The organism is Enterobacter sp. 241F3, assembly GCF_034106785.1.
Classification (GTDB): domain Bacteria; phylum Pseudomonadota; class Gammaproteobacteria; order Enterobacterales; family Enterobacteriaceae; genus Enterobacter; species Enterobacter vonholyi.
Window position 1 is genome coordinate 121,621 of the sequence record NZ_JAWNDD010000009.1, and the last position, 17,454, is coordinate 139,074.

The 17,454-nt window shown below is 54.5% G+C and carries 13 protein-coding genes, 1 tRNA gene and 2 pseudogenes; 11 read left to right on the forward strand and 5 right to left on the reverse strand.

What is annotated here, in order from left to right; genetic code table 11:
* Nucleotides 1-2: 2 nt before the first annotated feature.
* A complete protein-coding gene (arcA, locus tag UR504_RS19375; RefSeq protein WP_029739276.1) occupies nucleotides 3-1,223 on the reverse strand; it encodes an arginine deiminase in 1,221 nt (406 codons plus the stop codon).
* Nucleotides 1,224-1,898: 675 nt separating this feature from the next.
* On the opposite strand from arcA, the gene UR504_RS19380 reads away from it, so the two are divergent.
* From UR504_RS19380 to UR504_RS19400, 5 genes are all read left to right on the forward strand, one after another.
* The gene (locus UR504_RS19380) at nucleotides 1,899-2,351 is read left to right on the forward strand and encodes a YhcH/YjgK/YiaL family protein (RefSeq protein ID WP_302235596.1); all 453 of its coding nucleotides are present in this window, start codon (nucleotides 1,899-1,901) and stop codon (nucleotides 2,349-2,351) included.
* Between the two features lie 237 nt (nucleotides 2,352-2,588).
* Nucleotides 2,589-3,497 (forward strand): 2-keto-3-deoxygluconate aldolase, encoded by a 909-nt coding sequence (gene yagE / locus UR504_RS19385; RefSeq protein WP_163354301.1) that lies wholly within the window; start codon nucleotides 2,589-2,591, stop codon nucleotides 3,495-3,497.
* A 14-nt stretch (nucleotides 3,498-3,511) separates the two neighbouring features.
* Nucleotides 3,512-5,479: a xylonate dehydratase YagF gene (gene yagF / locus UR504_RS19390; RefSeq protein WP_320740040.1), complete on the forward strand. Its 1,968-nt coding sequence runs from the start codon at nucleotides 3,512-3,514 to the stop codon at nucleotides 5,477-5,479.
* 226 nt (nucleotides 5,480-5,705) lie between these two features.
* On the forward strand, nucleotides 5,706-7,088 hold the full coding sequence (locus UR504_RS19395) for an MFS transporter (protein ID WP_302235598.1): 1,383 nt from the start codon (nucleotides 5,706-5,708) through the stop codon (nucleotides 7,086-7,088).
* Between the two features lie 11 nt (nucleotides 7,089-7,099).
* Nucleotides 7,100-8,710 carry a glycoside hydrolase family 43 protein gene (locus UR504_RS19400; protein ID WP_302235599.1) on the forward strand — a complete coding sequence of 537 codons (1,611 nt, stop codon included), beginning with the start codon at nucleotides 7,100-7,102 and terminating at the stop codon, nucleotides 8,708-8,710.
* Between the two features lie 4 nt (nucleotides 8,711-8,714).
* On the opposite strand, the gene xynR is transcribed toward UR504_RS19400, so the two are convergent.
* The 3 genes from xynR to argL all read right to left on the reverse strand — a co-directional run bounded on the left by xynR (nucleotide 8,715) and on the right by argL (nucleotide 10,681).
* Entirely contained in the window at nucleotides 8,715-9,473 is a 759-nt protein-coding gene (gene xynR, locus UR504_RS19405) for a DNA-binding transcriptional repressor XynR (protein ID WP_302235600.1), read from the reverse strand.
* A 138-nt stretch (nucleotides 9,474-9,611) separates the two neighbouring features.
* A complete protein-coding gene (gene argF, locus UR504_RS19410; protein WP_302235601.1) occupies nucleotides 9,612-10,616 on the reverse strand; it encodes an ornithine carbamoyltransferase in 1,005 nt (334 codons plus the stop codon).
* Nucleotides 10,586-10,681 (reverse strand): putative translational regulatory protein ArgL, encoded by a 96-nt coding sequence (gene argL / locus UR504_RS19415; protein ID WP_213705005.1) that lies wholly within the window; start codon nucleotides 10,679-10,681, stop codon nucleotides 10,586-10,588. The genes argF and argL overlap by 31 nt, the downstream gene beginning before the upstream one ends.
* A 99-nt stretch (nucleotides 10,682-10,780) precedes the next feature.
* On the opposite strand from argL, the gene rraB reads away from it, so the two are divergent.
* From rraB to UR504_RS19445, 6 genes and pseudogenes are all read left to right on the forward strand, one after another.
* Entirely contained in the window at nucleotides 10,781-11,206 is a 426-nt protein-coding gene (gene rraB / locus UR504_RS19420; RefSeq protein WP_006810300.1) for a ribonuclease E inhibitor RraB, read from the forward strand.
* A 46-nt stretch (nucleotides 11,207-11,252) separates the two neighbouring features.
* On the forward strand, nucleotides 11,253-12,011 hold the full coding sequence (gene miaE, locus UR504_RS19425; protein ID WP_302235602.1) for a tRNA isopentenyl-2-thiomethyl-A-37 hydroxylase MiaE: 759 nt from the start codon (nucleotides 11,253-11,255) through the stop codon (nucleotides 12,009-12,011).
* A gap of 30 nt (nucleotides 12,012-12,041) precedes the next feature.
* Nucleotides 12,042-12,764 carry a hypothetical protein gene (locus UR504_RS19430; protein ID WP_060579855.1) on the forward strand — a complete coding sequence of 241 codons (723 nt, stop codon included), beginning with the start codon at nucleotides 12,042-12,044 and terminating at the stop codon, nucleotides 12,762-12,764.
* A 106-nt stretch (nucleotides 12,765-12,870) separates the two neighbouring features.
* Nucleotides 12,871-12,955, forward strand: a tRNA-Leu gene (locus tag UR504_RS19435).
* Between the two features lie 188 nt (nucleotides 12,956-13,143).
* A pseudogene (locus UR504_RS19440) lies at nucleotides 13,144-14,409 on the forward strand (tyrosine-type recombinase/integrase).
* Nucleotides 14,410-15,042: 633 nt separating this feature from the next.
* Entirely contained in the window at nucleotides 15,043-16,575 is a 1,533-nt protein-coding gene (locus UR504_RS19445; RefSeq protein WP_302235603.1) for a hypothetical protein, read from the forward strand.
* A gap of 522 nt (nucleotides 16,576-17,097) precedes the next feature.
* Here the strand turns inward: UR504_RS19445 and UR504_RS19450 are convergent.
* Nucleotides 17,098-17,325, reverse strand: a pseudogene (locus tag UR504_RS19450) (hypothetical protein); the annotation flags it as partial.
* Nucleotides 17,326-17,454 lie beyond the last annotated feature (129 nt).

A 17,454-nucleotide genomic window follows, 5' to 3' on the forward strand; every position in this document is an offset into this window, starting at 1 on the left:
CTTTAAATTCCGTCGCGTTCCAGAGGGCAGCTCATGCAGCGCGCGCCGCCGCGGCCGCGTCCGAGTTCGTCGCCCGGAATGGGCAGCACGGTGATACCCGCTTTGTCGTACTTCTCGTTGGTCCATACGTTGCGCTCGTAGCCGATCACCACGCCGGGGCGGATGGTCAGGACGTTATTGGCGTCGTTCCACTGCTCGCGTTCGGCCTCAAAGGCGTCGCCGCCGGTGGTGATCAGACGCACCTGGTTAATGCCGAGCGCTTTCTCGATGGCGTGCAGCAGGTCGGTTTCCTGGGTGCGCAGCAGGCCGCCGCGTCCGTCCGGGGTGAGCGTCCAGCACTGGGCGTCCTTGCGCACCACTTCCGGGTAGACGGAGAAGGTGTCCACGTCGATGTGGGTCATGACGGTGTCGAGGTGCATGCAGGAGCGGTGTTTTGGCAGCTCAACGGCGATCACGCGCTCGGCCTGGCGGTGTTTGAACAGGCTGTTGGCGAGGAACTCCACGCCCTGCGGGGTGGTGCGTTCAGACATGCCGATCAGGACCGCGCCGCGGCCAATGACTAATACGTCGCCGCCTTCTAAAGTGGCGTGGTCGTAATTAATATTCTCGTCGCCGAAATACTTAATAAAATCGCCGTCGGCGAACGCCGGGTGCCAGCGATATATTGCCCTCAGGTTATTGGTTTCGCGCTGACGGGCCGGTTTGGCCATCGGGTTAATAGAGACGCCGTTATAGATCCAGCAGGAGGTATCACGGGTAAATAAATGGTTTGGCAGCGGCTTCATAATAAAATCATTCGCCGTGTGGGTATCCACCACCATATTTTTAATGGCCGCCGGAATTTCACCGTAGGTTAATCCGCCGCTTAATCTGCGCGCCAGTTCGCGGTGCGGCATATCCGCCAGCCAGCCGCGGACATCGCCGGCAAAGGTGGGGCCGAGGCGGTAGTCGGAGATTTGCGTATCCAGCAGCCAAGCCTTCGCCTCTGCAATATCAAGGGTTTGTGTCAGAAGGTCGGTCAACAGCAGGACTTCCACACCCTGCTCGCGCAGCGTGTTTGCGAAAATGTCATGCTCTTCACCCGCACGCTCAACCGAGAGCACGTCATCGAAAAGCAGCTCCTGGCAATTCGATGGCGTTAAGCGTTTCAGACTTAAATTTGGGCGGTGCAGCATAACGCTACGCAATTGACCAATTTCAGAACCGACGTAATGCTTTTCCATAATTATTCCTTTAACTGTTTTTCAGAATAAAAAGGGCATGCGCCATGTGATGAATTTAATTTCATGGCGGCTAAGCTCAATTGATTTCGTGATTCATACTAGGCAGTTAAATAATCAGTATTGTGATGTTGCTCACGCGAAAATGGATATTATGCGGTTTGTTTTCATTAGCATGATTCGCATCAGATAATGATTAATTTCATATTGTTGAGGGGTGAATAGCTAAGCAGGATCCGGTGGCGTTATTTGAGGTTGTTATTGTTTTGTAGATTTTAATCTTTTGACATATATTTTTATGTGACTGATTTTAAACGATAAGATTAATGGGTAAGAATGGCTATGCAATTAACGTAATTAACTATTTTTGACTTAAGAAAAATCAATAAATAATTATGGTTTTTTAGAGCAAATTATCAAAACAGTAAAGTGTGAGGCGGCAACGGGTTTTGTTAATTAAAGAGCATGCTCAAGAGGTTAGAACAGCCGCGCGATAAGAGCCGATCGAGGTTATGCATAACCCCTGCATAATTGCCTGGGCAGGATTAACAGCGGGTTAACACCATTCCCGATAAACATGCGCTCGCGCAAACCTCTTCCAAAAAGGGCTGGTATGGCAGCCGGGATTCTCGTATAAAAGGTAAAAATGAAACGTTGTTTTATATCGAGGATTTTCTCATGATTATCGGCAACATCCACCATCTGCAGTCCTGGCTGCCTGACGATCTGCGCCAGGCGATTGAGCACGTTAAAGCCCACGTCACCGACGCGACGCCGCTCGGCAAGCACGACGTCAACGGCAACAGCCTGTTTTATCTGGTCTCTGAAGATACAACCCAGCCGTTCGCCGAACGTCGCGCCGAGTACCACGCGCGCTATCTGGATATCCAGATCGTGCTGAAGGGCCAGGAAGGGATGACGTTCAGCACCCTGCCGCCCGGCACGCCGGACACCGACTGGCTGGCGGATAAAGACATTGCGTTCCTGCCGGAAGGCGAGCAGGAGAAAACGGTGGTGCTGAGCGAAGGGGATTTTGTCGTGTTCTGGCCGGGCGAAGTGCACAAGCCGCTGTGCGCGGTGGGGGCACCGGCGAAGGTGCGAAAAGTTGTGGTGAAGATGCGAGTTGAGTAGTTTCCCCTCACCCCAGCCCTCTCCCAAGGGGAGAGGGTGTAAAAGTTCCCTCTCCATGTGGCAGAGGGTTAGGGTGAGGGCACCAGACCGCACCCTTAATATGTGATCCAGCTTAAATTTTCCGCACTCCCTCTTCATCTCTCATTTACCTGCGCTTTTCCTGCGTCATAGTATGATCGTTAATTTAATGAACGTTGTTCTATAATGTAGAACAAAATGATTCAGCAAGGAGATCTCATGCCGCAGTCCGCGTTGTTTACGGGAATCATTCCCCCTGTCTCCACCATTTTTTCCGCCGATGGCCAGCTCGATAAGCAGGGCACCGCCGCGCTGATCGACGATCTGATCGCGGCAGGCGTTGACGGCCTGTTCTTCCTGGGCAGCGGCGGCGAGTTCTCCCAGCTCAGCGCCGAAGAGCGTAAAACCATTGCCCAATTTGCTATCGATCGCGTCGATCGTCGCGTACCGGTGCTGATCGGCACCGGCGGCACCAACGCCCGGGAAACCATTGAGCTCAGCCAGCACGCGCAGCAGGCGGGGGCGGACGGCATCGTGGTGATCAACCCCTACTACTGGAAAGTGTCGGAAGCGAACCTGATCCGCTATTTCGAGCAGGTGGCCGACAGCGTCACGCTGCCGGTAATGCTCTATAACTTCCCGGCGCTGACCGGTCAGGATCTGACCCCGGCGCTGGTGAAAACCCTCGCCGACTCGCGCAGCAACATTATCGGCATCAAAGACACCATCGACTCCGTCGCCCATCTGCGCAGCATGATCCATACCGTCAAAGCCGCTCACCCTCACTTCACCGTGCTCTGCGGCTACGACGATCATCTGTTCAATACCCTGCTGCTCGGCGGCGACGGGGCGATTTCGGCGAGCGTCAACTTTGCCCCGCAGGTGTCGGTGAATCTTCTAAAAGCCTGGCGGGATAAAGACGTGGCGAAAGCGGCTGAGTATCATCAGACCCTGCTGCAAATCCCGCAGATGTATCAGCTGGATACGCCGTTTGTGAACGTCATTAAAGAGGCGATAGCGCTCTGCGGTCGCCCTGTCTCGACGCACGTGCTGCCGCCCGCCTCGCCGCTGGACGAGCCGCGCAAGGCGCAGCTGAAAACCCTGCTGCAACAGCTCAAGCTCTGCTGAGCCGGACGATAACCATGGCCATCGAGAAAATTTTCACCCCACAGGACGATGCGTTTTATGCGGTGATCACCCATGCCGCGGGGCCGCAGGGGGCGCTGCCGCTGACCCCGCAGATGCTGATGGAATCCCCCAGCGGCAACCTGTTCGGCATGACGCAGAACGCAGGAATGGGCTGGGACGCCAACAGGCTGACCGGCAAAGAGGTGCTGATTATCGGTACCCAGGGGGGCATTCGCGCCGGGGACGGACGCCCGGTTGCGCTGGGCTACCACACCGGGCACTGGGAAATCGGTATGCAGATGCAGGCGGCGGCGAAGGAGATCGCCCGCAACGGTGGGATCCCGTTTGCTGCCTTCGTCAGCGATCCGTGCGACGGACGTTCGCAGGGCACGCACGGCATGTTCGACTCCCTGCCGTACCGCAACGATGCGGCGATCGTATTTCGTCGTCTGATTCGCTCTCTGCCCACGCGGCGGGCGGTGATCGGCGTCGCCACCTGTGATAAAGGGCTGCCCGCCACCATGATTGCCCTGGCCTCGATGCACGACCTGCCGACCATTCTGGTGCCGGGCGGGGCGACGCTGCCGCCGACCGTGGGGGAAGACGCGGGCAAGGTGCAGACCATCGGCGCGCGCTTTGCCAACCACGAACTCTCCCTGCAGGAGGCCGCCGAGCTGGGCTGTCGCGCCTGCGCCTCGCCGGGCGGCGGATGTCAGTTCCTCGGCACGGCGGGCACCTCGCAGGTGGTCGCGGAAGCGCTGGGGCTGGCACTGCCGCACTCCGCGCTGGCCCCGTCCGGGCAGGCGGTGTGGCTGGAAATTGCCCGCCAGTCGGCGCGGGCGGTGAGCGAGCTGGATAACCGCGGCACCACCACGCGCGATATCCTTACCGACAAAGCCATCGAAAACGCGATGGTGATCCACGCGGCGTTCGGCGGCTCCACCAATTTACTGCTGCACATTCCGGCCATCGCCCACGCGGCGGGCTGCACGATCCCGGATGTTGAACACTGGACGCGCGTTAACCGCAGGGTGCCGCGCCTGGCCAGCGTGCTGCCCAACGGCCCGGACTATCACCCGACCGTGCGCGCCTTCCTCGCGGGCGGCGTGCCGGAGGTGATGCTTCACCTGCGCGATCTCGGCCTGCTGCATCTGGACGCCATGACCGTCACCGGCCAGACGGTCGGCGAGAACCTCGACTGGTGGCAGGCATCCGAGCGCCGGGCGCGCTTCCGCCAGTGCCTGCGCGAGCAGGACGGCGTGGAGCCGGATGACGTGATCCTGCCGCCGGAGAAGGCAAAGTCGAAAGGGCTGACCTCAACGGTTTGCTTCCCGACGGGCAACATCGCGCCGGAAGGTTCGGTGATCAAGGCCACGGCGATCGACCCGTCGGTCGTCGGTGAAGATGGTGTTTACCGCCACACCGGCCGGGCGAGGGTGTTTGTCTCGGAAGCGCAGGCAATCAAGGCCATCAAGCGGGAAGAGATCAAGCAGGGCGATATCATGGTGGTGATCGGCGGCGGGCCGTCCGGCACCGGCATGGAAGAGACCTACCAGCTTACCTCCGCGCTGAAGCATATCTCGTGGGGCAAGACGGTATCGTTAATCACCGATGCGCGCTTCTCGGGCGTGTCGACAGGCGCCTGCTTCGGCCACGTCTCGCCGGAGGCGCTGGCGGGCGGGCCGATTGGCAAGCTGCGCGATAATGACATTATCGAGATAGCCGTCGACCGACTGACATTAACGGGCAGCGTGAATTTTATCGGCACCGCGGACAACCCGCTGACGCCGGAGGAGGGCGCGCGCGAGCTGGCAATGCGGCAGACGCACCCGGACCTGCACGCCCACGACTTCTTGCCGGACGACACCCGCCTGTGGGCGGCACTGCAGTCGGTCAGCGGCGGCACCTGGAAAGGCTGTATTTATGACACCGATAAAATTATCGAGGTAATTAACGCCGGTAAAAAAGCGCTCGGTATTTAATTATTTTTCACGCGATTGTCGTCTACGGAATATATTCCGTGGACGGCTTTTGCTTATCTTTATTTTATCAATCTAAACAATAAGTTGAGATATATCGCTGGCGTCACAAAAGCAAAATAACGTAATTCAGAAATAAGATATGACCATTGCTGGTTAATTGAACAGCTCATTACACTCCATTAACACGATGTTGTAATTCAGCACACTACATAAGGGTGTAATTCTGATGACGCAATTAACCATGAAAGACAAAATTGGCTACGGGCTGGGTGACACCGCCTGCGGCTTCGTCTGGCAGGCCACGATGTTCCTGCTGGCCTACTTCTACACCGACGTCTTCGGCCTGTCGGCGGGCATTATGGGGACGCTGTTTTTAATCTCCCGCGTGCTCGACGCCGTGACCGACCCGCTGATGGGGCTGCTGGTGGACCGCACCCGCACGCGTCACGGCCAGTTCCGCCCGTTCCTGCTGTGGGGCGCCATCCCGTTTGGCATCGTCTGCGTGCTGACCTTCTACACGCCGGACTTTTCCGCGCAGGGCAAAATCATCTACGCCTGCGTGACCTACATTCTCCTTACCCTGGTCTACACCTTCGTTAACGTGCCGTACTGCGCCATGCCCGGCGTCATCACCGCCGACCCGAAAGAGCGTCACGCCCTGCAGTCCTGGCGCTTCTTCCTGGCAGCGGCGGGATCGCTCGCCATCAGCGGCATTGCCCTGCCGCTGGTGAGCATCATCGGCAAGGGGGACGAGCAGGTGGGCTATTTCGGCGCCATGTGCGTACTGGGCCTGAGCGGCGTGGTGCTGCTCTACGTCTGCTTCTTCACCACCAAAGAGCGCTACACCTTTGAGGTGCAGCCGGGCTCGTCGGTGGCGAAAGATCTCAAGCTGCTGCTCGGCAACGGCCAGTGGCGCATCATGTGCGCGTTCAAGATGATGGCGACCTGTTCCAACGTGGTGCGCGGCGGGGCGACGCTCTACTTTGTCAAATACGTGATGGATCACCCGGAGATGGCGACCCAGTTCTTACTCTACGGCAGCCTCGCCACCATGTTTGGCTCGCTCTGCTCCTCCCGACTGCTGGGGCGCTTCGACCGCGTCACCGCCTTCAAGTGGATCATCGTCGCCTACTCGCTCATCAGCCTGCTGATTTTCGTCACCCCGGCGGAGCACATCGCGCTGATTTTCGCCCTCAACATCCTGTTCCTGTTCGTCTTTAACACCACCACGCCGCTGCAGTGGCTGATGGCCTCTGACGTGGTGGATTACGAGGAGAGCCGCAGCGGGCGCCGCCTCGACGGGCTGGTGTTCTCCACCTACCTGTTCAGCCTGAAGATTGGCCTGGCGATTGGCGGGGCGGTGGTGGGCTGGATCCTGGCGTACGTGAACTACTCCGCCAGCAGCAGCGTGCAGCCGGCCGAGGTGCTGACCACCATCAAAATTCTGTTCTGCGTAGTGCCGGTGGTGCTCTACGCGGGCATGTTCATCATGCTGTCGTTCTACAAGCTCACTGACGCCCGCGTGGAGGCCATCAGCCAGCAGCTGATCAAGCAACGCGCGGCGCAGGGCGAGGCCGTTCCTGACGCTGCGACAGCCGCATCCCATTAACCGGAGGCACTATGCAAATCACTAACCCCATACTCACCGGCTTCAACCCGGACCCGTCCCTGTGCCGTCAGGGCGAGGACTACTACATCGCCACCTCGACCTTCGAGTGGTTCCCCGGCGTGCGCATCTACCACTCCCGCGACCTGAAAAACTGGTCGCTGGTCAGTACCCCGCTGGACCGCGTGTCGATGCTGGACATGAAGGGCAACCCGGACTCCGGCGGCATCTGGGCGCCGTGCCTGAGCTACGCCGACGGCAAATTCTGGCTGCTCTACACCGACGTGAAGATTGTCGACTCGCCGTGGAAAAACGGCCGCAACTTCCTCGTCACCGCGCCGTCCATTGAGGGGCCGTGGAGCGAGCCAATCCCGATGGGCAACGGCGGGTTCGATCCGTCCCTGTTCCACGACGACGATGGCCGCAAATATTACCTCTACCGCCCGTGGGGGCCGCGCCACCACAGCAACCCGCACAACACCATCGTAATGCAGGAGTTTGACCCGCAGACCGGCACGCTCTCGCCCGAGCGCAAAACCCTGTTTACCGGCACGCCGCTCTGCTACACCGAGGGCGCGCACCTGTATCGCCACGCGGGATGGTACTACCTGATGGTGGCCGAAGGCGGAACCAGCTACGAGCACGCCGTCGTGGTGCTGCGTTCCAAAAACATCGACGGGCCGTACGAGTTGCACCCGGACGTGACGATGATGACCAGCTGGCACCTGCCGGAGAACCCGCTGCAGAAGAGCGGCCACGGCTCGCTGCTACAGACCCACACCGGAGAATGGTATATGGCCTACCTCACCAGCCGCCCGCTGCGCCTGCCCGGCGTGCCGCTGCTGGCCTCCGGCGGGCGCGGCTACTGCCCGCTGGGCCGCGAGACCGGCATCGCCCGCATTGAATGGCGCGACGGCTGGCCGTACGTGGAAGGCGGCAAGCACGCGCAGCTGACTGTGAAAGGCCCGCAGATTGCCGAGCAGCCCGCTGCCGTTCAGAACGGCTGGCGGGACGATTTCGATGGCAGTACGCTGGACCCTGAACTGCAGACCCTGCGCGTTCCGTTCGATGATACCCTCGGCTCGCTCACCGCACGCCCCGGCTATTTACGGCTCTACGGCAACGACTCGCTCAACTCGACCTTTACCCAGTCGACCGTGGCGCGCCGCTGGCAGCACTTCGCTTTCCGCTCAGAAACGCGGATGCAGTTCTCGCCGGTCCACTTCCAGCAGAGCGCGGGGCTGACCTGCTACTACAACAGCAAAAACTGGAGCTACTGCTTTGTTGACTACGAGGAGGGGCAGGGAAGAACCATCAAGGTGATCCAGCTCGACCACAACGTGCCGTCATGGCCGCTGCACGAGCAGCCGATTCGGGTGCCGGAACATGCGGAGAGCGTCTGGCTACGCGTGGACGTGGATACGCTGGTCTACCGCTACAGCTACTCGTTTGACGGCGAGACGTGGCACGTCGTGCCGGTAACGTATGAGGCGTGGAAGCTGTCGGACGACTACATCGGCGGGCGCGGCTTCTTCACCGGCGCGTTTGTAGGGCTGCACTGCGAGGACATCAGCGGCGACGGCTGCCACGCGGACTTCGACTACTTCACCTACGAGCCGGCATAACGGCTCAGGCCGGGTAGCCCAGCGCGCGTGACAGCGCGAGCCCGGCCTGCTGAAGCTGCTCGCGGAAGCGGGCCAGCTCGGCATCGTCCACGCGTGAGGTGAGCGTCGACAGGCTCAGGGCGGCGATGACGCGGGACTCGTGGTTCCACACCGGCACCGCCACGCAGCGCACGCCCTGCTCGTTCTCTTCGCTGTCCAGGGCGTAGCCCTGCACGCGGGTCTGCGTCAGGGCGGCTATTAATGCTTCGCGGGAGGCGAGGGTAGCGGGCGTAAAGGTGGTGTACTGATAGCCCTCCAGCAGAGCGTTCAGCTCGGCCTCGCCCAGCCAGGCAATCAACACCTTGCCGATGGCGGTGGCGTGAACCGGCAGACGGCGGCCAATGCGCGAATAGGCGATGGCGGCGAGCTTGCCTTCAATCTTCTCGATATAAACCCCTTCACGCCCGTCCAGGATCCCCAGATGGGTGGTCTGCCCGGTACGTTGGGACAGCTCCGTCAGCCAGCCTTTCGCCTTCTGACGAATATCGATGGAGCCCACGACAAAATGGCCGCGCTCGACCAGCTTCATGCCGAGGCGATATTTGCCGTTCTCCGGGTTCTGATCGATATAGCCGTGAAGCTGCAGGGTTTTCAGCAGCGAGTGAAGGGTACTCTTGCTCAGCCCCATCAGTTTGCTGATGTCGGTGATCTTAAGCTCGGTGGCCTGCTCGTTGAACAGGTCGAGGATCTGCAACGCACGTTCAACAGACTGAATAATCGGCATAATGCTGGTATGTCCACGCTGGAATTAAGGCGAAAACGTACCTTTTTCGGGGTGAAAAATCAATGAAATGGAGCCGGTGTTCTCCCTCTCCCCGTGGGAGAGGGCCGGGGTGAGGGCATCAGGCCGCAGAGGAGTCAATTACTCCCCAAGCGTCGCCACCATCACCGCCTTAATCGTATGCATCCGGTTTTCCGCCTGGTCGAACACGATACTCGCCGTCGACTCAAACACCTCGTCCGTGACTTCCATCCCGCCGTGCAGATCGAACTCCTTCGCCATCTGCTTGCCGAGGGTGGTCTGGTCGTCATGGAACGCCGGCAGACAGTGCAGGAACTTCACGTTCGGGTTGCCGGTCAGCGCCATCATCTCGGCATTCACCTGATACCCACGCAGCAGCGCGATACGCTCCGCCCACTTCTCTTTGGCTTCGCCCATCGACACCCACACGTCGGTATAGATAAAGTCCGCGCCCTTCACGCCCGCCGCCACGTCTTCCGTCAGGGTGATCTTCCCGCCGTGCTTCTCAGCCAGCGCGCTGCACTCCGCCACCAGGCTCTCTTCCGGCCAGCAGGCCTTTGGAGCCACCAGGCGCAGATCCAGCCCGGTCAGCGCTGCCGCTTCCAGCATCGAGTTGCCCATGTTGTTGCGCGCGTCACCCGCGTACACCAGCGTCATCTCGTTAAACGCCTTGCCCGGCAGGTGCTCCTGCATGGTCAGCAGGTCCGCCAGCAGCTGCGTCGGGTGGAACTCGTTGGTCAGCCCGTTCCACACCGGCACGCCCGCATACTGCGCCAGCGTTTCAACCACTTCCTGGCCGTGGCCGCGATACTGAATGCCGTCATACATCCGCCCGAGCACGCGCGCGGTGTCCTTAATTGACTCTTTATGCCCAATCTGGCTGCCGCTCGGTCCTAAATAGGTGACGCGCGCGCCCTGGTCAAATGCGGCAACTTCGAAAGAGCAACGGGTACGGGTCGAGTCTTTTTCGAAGATGAGCGCGATGTTTTTACCGGTAAGCTTCTGTACTTCCTTGCCCTTTTTTTTATCGGCCTTGAGTTGTGCGGCAAGAGTCAGCAGAGAAGTGAACTGTGCAGGGGTAAAGTCGAGCAGTTTCAGAAAGTGTTTCTTGTATAAATCGGACATCTTATCCTCGCATGGCGAACGCCACTTATTGAATTAAAATTCACTTTATATGTGTAATTATTCATTTGCAACCCCGTTTCACAATTCTTTCTTACAAAGGTGGAGGCAAACCCGTCCGTGTGTGAAAATAGAAGTATCTGCCGCACTTTAAAGAGGATTCAGCCATGGCAAACCCGGAACACCTGGAAGAGCAACGCGAAGAGACGCGTCTGATTATTGAAGAACTGCTGGAAGACGGTAGCGATCCGGACGCGCTGTACACCATCGAGCACCATTTCTCTGCGGATGATTTCGACGCGCTGGAAAAAATGGCCGTGGAAGCCTTCAAGCTTGGTTACGAAGTGACCGAGCCGGAAGAGCTGGAAGTGGAAGAGGGCGACACCGTCATCTGCTGCGACATCCTGAGCGAAGGCGCGCTGAAGGCGGAGCTTATCGACGCGCAGGTAGAACAACTGATGAACCTGGCCGAGAAGTTTGATGTTGAATACGACGGCTGGGGAACCTACTTCGAAGATCCGAACGGTGAAGACGGCGAAGAAGGCGACGACGAAGATTACGTCGACGAAGACGACGACGGCGTGCGTCACTAAGCGTTTCAGGCGGTGGCGCACGCCACCGCTTTTTCAAGGCAGAACCATGGATTACCCGCAGATACTCGCCCCCGTACTCAACTTCCTCCAGTGCCCGACCCCGCAAGCATGGATTGATAAAGCCCGTGACCCGGCGAACCTGCCGCTGCTGCTCACCGACCACATGGTGTGCGAGCTCAAGGCCGCCCAGACCGCGCTGCTGCTGGTGCGTAAATACGTCGCCGACGAAAGCGGTGCCGACGCGCTGCTCGACTGGCTCAAACCCTATGAACAGTTCACCTTCCGCGACGGCCCGGAGCCGGACTTCATCGCCCTGCACAGGCAGATTGGCAAAAGCGTGATGCCCAAAACCGACGACCCGTGGGGCCAGGCGCTCATCGACAGCATGGTGCTGCTGATTAAAGAGGAGCTGCACCACTTCTGGCAGGTGCGCGAGGCGATGCTGGCCCGCGACATTCCGTACGTCAAAATCACCGCCAGCCGCTACGCCAAAGGGATGCTGAAGGAAGTGCGCACCCACGAACCGCTGACGCTGATCGACAAGCTCATCTGCGGCGCCTACATCGAAGCCCGCTCCTGCGAACGCTTCGCCGCGCTGGCCCCGTTCCTCGACGACGACCTGCAGAAGTTCTATCTCTCGCTGCTGCGCTCGGAAGCGCGCCACTATCAGGACTACCTGACGCTGGCCCGGCAGGTGAGCGACGACGATATCTCACCGCGTATAAAGCTTTTTGGTGAAATTGAAGCCACACTTATCTCGACACCGGACACCGAGTTTCGCTTCCACAGCGGCGTGCCGGTGTAAACCGGCATAGCGAAAGGATAAGGATGCGAGATGAATAAAACGTGGACCCGTATTGTGATTGTCGTCGTCGCGGCTGCCGCCGTGGCGTTCTGGGTATTCTTCGATAAGCAGCGTGCCCCCGAACACCAGATTGATACCACCCTCAACGCGATGCCCGCCTGGCAGGTGATTAAGGAGCAAGAGCCCGCGCTGCATCAGCGCATCCTCGACCAGATGGCCGCCCTGCAAAAAGCGGGCGAGCCGGAGCAGCAGATTATCGACACCATCCAGCCGCAGATCCTGCATCTGCAGATGTCGCGCCTGCAGAACGCCCCGGACGCCAACGTGGTGAACTACATGACCATCAACATGGAGCAGACCGCCGCCATCCAGAAGGTGAGCGACGACGCCTGCTTCCGCTTCCTCTACCCGATGGTGAAGGGCGGCGTGAACCCGATGCGCATGCTGGATAAAGACCTGATGACGCGGCGCATGCAGGCCGACGCCGACATGATGCGCGCGGCCTACGGCAAAAACCGCCACACCGTGACCCCGGCCGAACGCGAGGCGGCCGTCGAGGATGTGCGACCGATTATGAAGCAACTTGCCGATAAGTACGGCGAGGACATCCAGCTGCTGCAGATGCCGGAGAAGGCGGCGGGCAAAGAGAAGCTCTCCTGCGATATGGTGCAGGAGATGTGGGCCAAGGTGCTGGCGCTGCCGGAGCAGAAGGCGGCGAGGGTGATTCGGCTGGCGGTGTCTGAGCTGGAGTGACAAAGGGCGCTGGTTTTTTGGGCACTTAGCGCGGGTTTAGCGCGTCGTCGCTTGCATGGCGGCGCGCGACAGGTATAATCCACAACGTTTCCGCATTCCCTTCAGTGCCGAAGTGGCGAAATCGGTAGACGCAGTTGATTCAAAATCAACCGTAGAAATACGTGCCGGTTCGAGTCCGGCCTTCGGCACCAAAAGATGCAAATCAAAGTCGCTTAAGGGCGGCTTTTTTTGTGTCTGAAATTCAGTATTTACCCATCATCCCCGCTTTATTAACTCTCTCAAGGTCAACCGGCTTCAACGTACATCTACCAACAGATGTTGGTCCAGATGATGGTTTTTCCGGTTCGATAATGCTTGTACCAACAGGGAGGGGATAAGCATGGTGTTAACAGATATCAAGGTCAGAACAGCTAGGCCAACGGATAAGCAATACAAACTGACCGATGGCAGCGGTATGCACCTGCTTGTCCATCCAAATGGTTCTAAGTACTGGCGTTTGCAGTACCGTTATGACGGCAAGCAAAAGATGTTGGCACTTGGGGTTTACCCTGAAATCACACTGGCGGATGCCAGAGCACGTCTTGACGAAGCGCGTAAGCTACTAGCGAATGGCGTCGATCCGGGAGACTAAGAGAAAAATGATAAGGTTGAACAGAGTAAAGCACGAGCCTTTAAAGAGGTAGCGATCGAGTGGCATGGCACCAATAAAAAGTGGACTGAAGATCACGCCCATCGTGTGCTAAAAAGCCTGGAAGATAATCTCTTTGCAGCGCTTGGTGAACGTAATATCACTGAGTTAAAAACGCGCGATTTATTAGCGCCCATTAAAGCAGTGGAGATGCCTGGACGTCTTGAGGTTGCTGCTCGTCTTCAACAGCGCACTACGGCCATCATGCGTTATGCAGTGCAAAGTGGGTTAATTGATTATAACCCGGCACAAGAGATAGCTGGGGCGGTTGCTTCCGGTAATCGACAACATCGTCCGGCGCTGGAATTAAAGCGCCTCCCTGAGTTGCTTGAGAAAATAGACAGCTATACCGGCAGGCCGCTAACCCGCTGGGCGACAGAACTCACTCTGCTTATCTTCATTCGGTCCAGTGAACTGCGTTTTGCTCGCTGGTCAGAAATCGATTTTGAAACGTCATTGTGGACCATCCCGCCCGAGCGAGAGCCTGTTCCTGATGTGAAACATTCTCAGCGAGGTTCAAAGATGCGTACTCCGCATCTGGTGTCGCTTTCAAAGCATGAGCTGGCGATCCTGAGGCAGATAAAACAGTTTTGCGGGGAACACGAGCTGATTTTTATTGGCGATCACGACCCGCGTAAACCCATGAGTGAGAACACGGTGAACAGTGCACTACGGGTAATGGGTTATGACACTAAAGTCGAAGCCTGTGGTCATGGCTTTCGCACAATGACCTGTAGTTCTTTGATTGAGTCAGGTCTATGGTCCAAGGATGCTGTCGAACGCCAGATGAGCCATATGGAACGTAATTCGGTACGAGCAGCGTATATCCATAAGGCGGAATTTATCGACGAACGTAAGTTGATGCTGCAATGGTGGGCTGATTTTCTGGATGCTAACCGGGGCAGAGGGATTACGCCGTTTGACTATGCTAAGATCAATAGGGGGAATGGCGTGTGAGTTGTCTATAAGTGCACATTTGGCTCTAAATTAAAATCTGCTGACTAATTCAATTGAGGGGTTGGTTGGCAGTATCAAATAGTCAAATTATCACTGAGGCAACCTTTTCCATGGTGCTTTATTGACAGTAACGATCCATGCCAACCAATTAGCAACGAAAGCATCAACTAGGTCATTGAATTATTGTGATATAGAGGCAAGCTGAAAGGGCATGGTTTTCGCCACATGGTGAGTCTTATTCAGCGTAATCAGAGGCCTGGATTGAAACACAGCTTGCACATATCGTTAAGAGTGTGATACTCGTGGGACGTACAACTATGCGCAGTGCCTAGAGGGAAAAGGGCGATGATGCAGTGGTATGGGGATTATATTAGCGATTGGAAAGTTTAAACTGACCATTACCTTATGATTTTTCCTTTCAATTTTCTGCTTTATTGGTTAGATCGAGTAAAAACTAATGTAGCGCGCCACCAAACCGGCGGCGCTCTACACCGGAGAATCTGTTTTTTGCTGATTTTTTTGAGACCTTCTTCAGAAGAATGATATCTTCTTATACAGAGAGTTAATGTCTGCTTTGTGCTACAAGCAGATACAGCTAATATCAGTTTATATTGGTCATTGAGGGGCAGGTTAATGATTAAGATTTATTTAAATAATATAGATGTTGAAGATATAAAAAATATCCGGCAGGAACCTGATGCTGATATTGAGGTTTTTATTCCTTTAGATAGTGTAGGAATATCAAACTCATATATTGACTTATGCGATGATTATCTTGAAGCAATATGGGCAGGGGAACGACTGGCCGACAATTGTCAACACGCCCGGGCAGTTTCCTATTACGATCGTGAAAATCATAAATCATACATTAAGTTGTTTTTAACAAAGCCAAACAAAAAATTTCTCGAAGCATTGAGTGATTGTATAGTCCTTTATAAAAGATATGATGACAGTCTTTATAGCGAAGTTCCCTCGGTATATAGTGAGATAAGAGATGCTGTACTCTCTATAGAAAATAATTTAGATAATTTTGATGTAAAAGTACCTGCCTTGCATGATTATTATTATGCGAATTTAATAGGGGGTAAGTATTTTGAGATGATGTCTGATGCGCCCGATGAGCACCGGAGTGAAATAAATAAATATCCTGAAAGAGCTTTGGGTTTTTGGAAAAGTGCTTACAGTAGTGTGATAGGAGAGAGATGTTATGCATCTTCAGATAATTGGGTTTTCCCAAATACAGTTGACTTAGATAACTTTTTTAAAGTTACCGAGCAAAACTACAGTTTTGAAAGTTTCATACCCTCTGACATTTTAGTGTTAAAAGGAGTCTCTTACATTATATCGGATGTGATTATTTGTTATTTCCCAATGAAGCATTATTTCAAATCTAAAGTTTGTAGCAGTATTGAGTTATTAAGAGATGAAGATAGGTGGCCATTAGATCCATTTGATTGGTCTAATTCAACTTTTACTTATTCGCCCTATAATGATTTTCTTAGGGGGCAGATAGGTCACGAAAGTAGTTTGTTATCTCCAAAACCTAGCCAAGAACGATGTTATGTTGATCCAAATGGAACTCTAGTAGTTGTTGATGACGGTGATTTTTATCACCTTCTTTATGATACCGCAGAGCTGAATTTATCCCAGATGAAAAGCCTTAACGAAACATTAGGCGTTGCTCTTATTTCTACCGGTGTTAATATAGGTTTTTCCGAAGGTTTAACATATGATTGGTCTAGGATTGATGACGAGGAATTTGAAAAGCTTTGTTATGATATAATTTATAGTCATCCACGCTTTAATAATGAAACAATTAGAAAATTAGGTAAGTCTCGTTCTCGCGATGGGGGGAGAGATATACAAGTGTATGATATTCCTTTAAATTCATTAACACCATCAAAAAAATGGATTTTTCAATGTAAATTGGTTACAGGAGCAGGGTCACTTTCTGCCACGAAACTTGTAGATGTTGGTGATATGCTAGACTATTATGATGTCGAAGGGTTTGGCGTTTTTACTAACACTTTAATTGATGCAACCCTTTATGACAAACTTGATAAGTTATGTAAAAAAAGGGGGGTGGATCAGCTTAATTTTTCCGCCCTTGAAATTGAGAAGGAACTAATAAGAAAGCCATATATAAGGACGAGGTATTTTAAGTAGCTTTGTTTTTCCATACCATAGGCAATCGATTAGACCGCAACGTTTTGTTCGTGCGGGCTAATTGATCAATATTATTATATTGAATTGTCATGTGTTTAACAGATATCTCAAAGTCATTTATTATAGCTTTTCTATGTTCCAAATCGTTAATTGTGCATGAGCGTTCTGATTTATTTCACAGATTTTGGTAGGGCAAGGAGGCCTGTGTGTTAGACTACGGCTCCTCATTTTTTCCGCTAAGGTTACTTTACCGTTTAATATGCATTATGCGCCTGAAACACTCGCGTATAGACAATTACATCTCAATTTCCGCTCCTGACCCTTTGCAACTCTTTGGTATTTTTCTTCGACTCCAACAATTTACTTTCAGCATCTAAAGTAGCTAAAAGAAGTTTATATTAATCAGATGGGAAAGAAATGCTTTAGCCCTTCGTCTATATAGTTTTCATTGAGCGGTGTTAAACAGTGGGTGGTGATTGATATCCCACTGTCATCTCAGATGCTGAAGAAAACCTCAAGCGTCCCTTCCTTTCTTACTTTCATGGATTCAATCTTTAATTGGTCAATCCATGCTCCTGAGTTATGGTCGGTTACTGCTTTACATTCTATTCCTTTATTTATATGGTCTAATAGCCAATTTCTCAGTGTCATAGTCTTTTTGATTTCATGATCACCCTTGCCATAGTCCATTGAGGCGGGTGTGCGCGTATGGAAATAAAATTTCCACCATTTTGAACCTATTTGCTGCATGAGAAACTCCTTTCAAAGGTTTTTTTAAATTTCTATGTTTCAGATAGTATTTACACAGTGGTTTACTTTACTCTTCATTTGTCGCACTGCCCCCTACCAGATATTTGTATATGAAGTGGTATCTTGCTC

Coding starts and splice junctions, on each gene's coding strand:
- arcA (WP_029739276.1), bottom strand. CDS start 1,223: ATGGAAAAGCATTACGTCGGTTCTGAAATTGGTCAATTGCGTAGCGTT.
- UR504_RS19400 (WP_302235599.1), top strand. CDS start 7,100: ATGCAAATCACTAACCCCATACTCACCGGCTTCAACCCGGACCCGTCC.
- xynR (WP_302235600.1), bottom strand. CDS start 9,473: ATGCCGATTATTCAGTCTGTTGAACGTGCGTTGCAGATCCTCGACCTG.
- UR504_RS19445 (WP_302235603.1), top strand. CDS start 15,043: ATGATTAAGATTTATTTAAATAATATAGATGTTGAAGATATAAAAAAT.
- yagE (WP_163354301.1), top strand. CDS start 2,589: ATGCCGCAGTCCGCGTTGTTTACGGGAATCATTCCCCCTGTCTCCACC.
- UR504_RS19395 (WP_302235598.1), top strand. CDS start 5,706: ATGACGCAATTAACCATGAAAGACAAAATTGGCTACGGGCTGGGTGAC.
- yagF (WP_320740040.1), top strand. CDS start 3,512: ATGGCCATCGAGAAAATTTTCACCCCACAGGACGATGCGTTTTATGCG.
- argL (WP_213705005.1), bottom strand. CDS start 10,681: ATGAATAATTACACATATAAAGTGAATTTTAATTCAATAAGTGGCGTT.
- miaE (WP_302235602.1), top strand. CDS start 11,253: ATGGATTACCCGCAGATACTCGCCCCCGTACTCAACTTCCTCCAGTGC.
- UR504_RS19380 (WP_302235596.1), top strand. CDS start 1,899: ATGATTATCGGCAACATCCACCATCTGCAGTCCTGGCTGCCTGACGAT.
- argF (WP_302235601.1), bottom strand. CDS start 10,616: ATGTCCGATTTATACAAGAAACACTTTCTGAAACTGCTCGACTTTACC.
- UR504_RS19430 (WP_060579855.1), top strand. CDS start 12,042: ATGAATAAAACGTGGACCCGTATTGTGATTGTCGTCGTCGCGGCTGCC.
- rraB (WP_006810300.1), top strand. CDS start 10,781: ATGGCAAACCCGGAACACCTGGAAGAGCAACGCGAAGAGACGCGTCTG.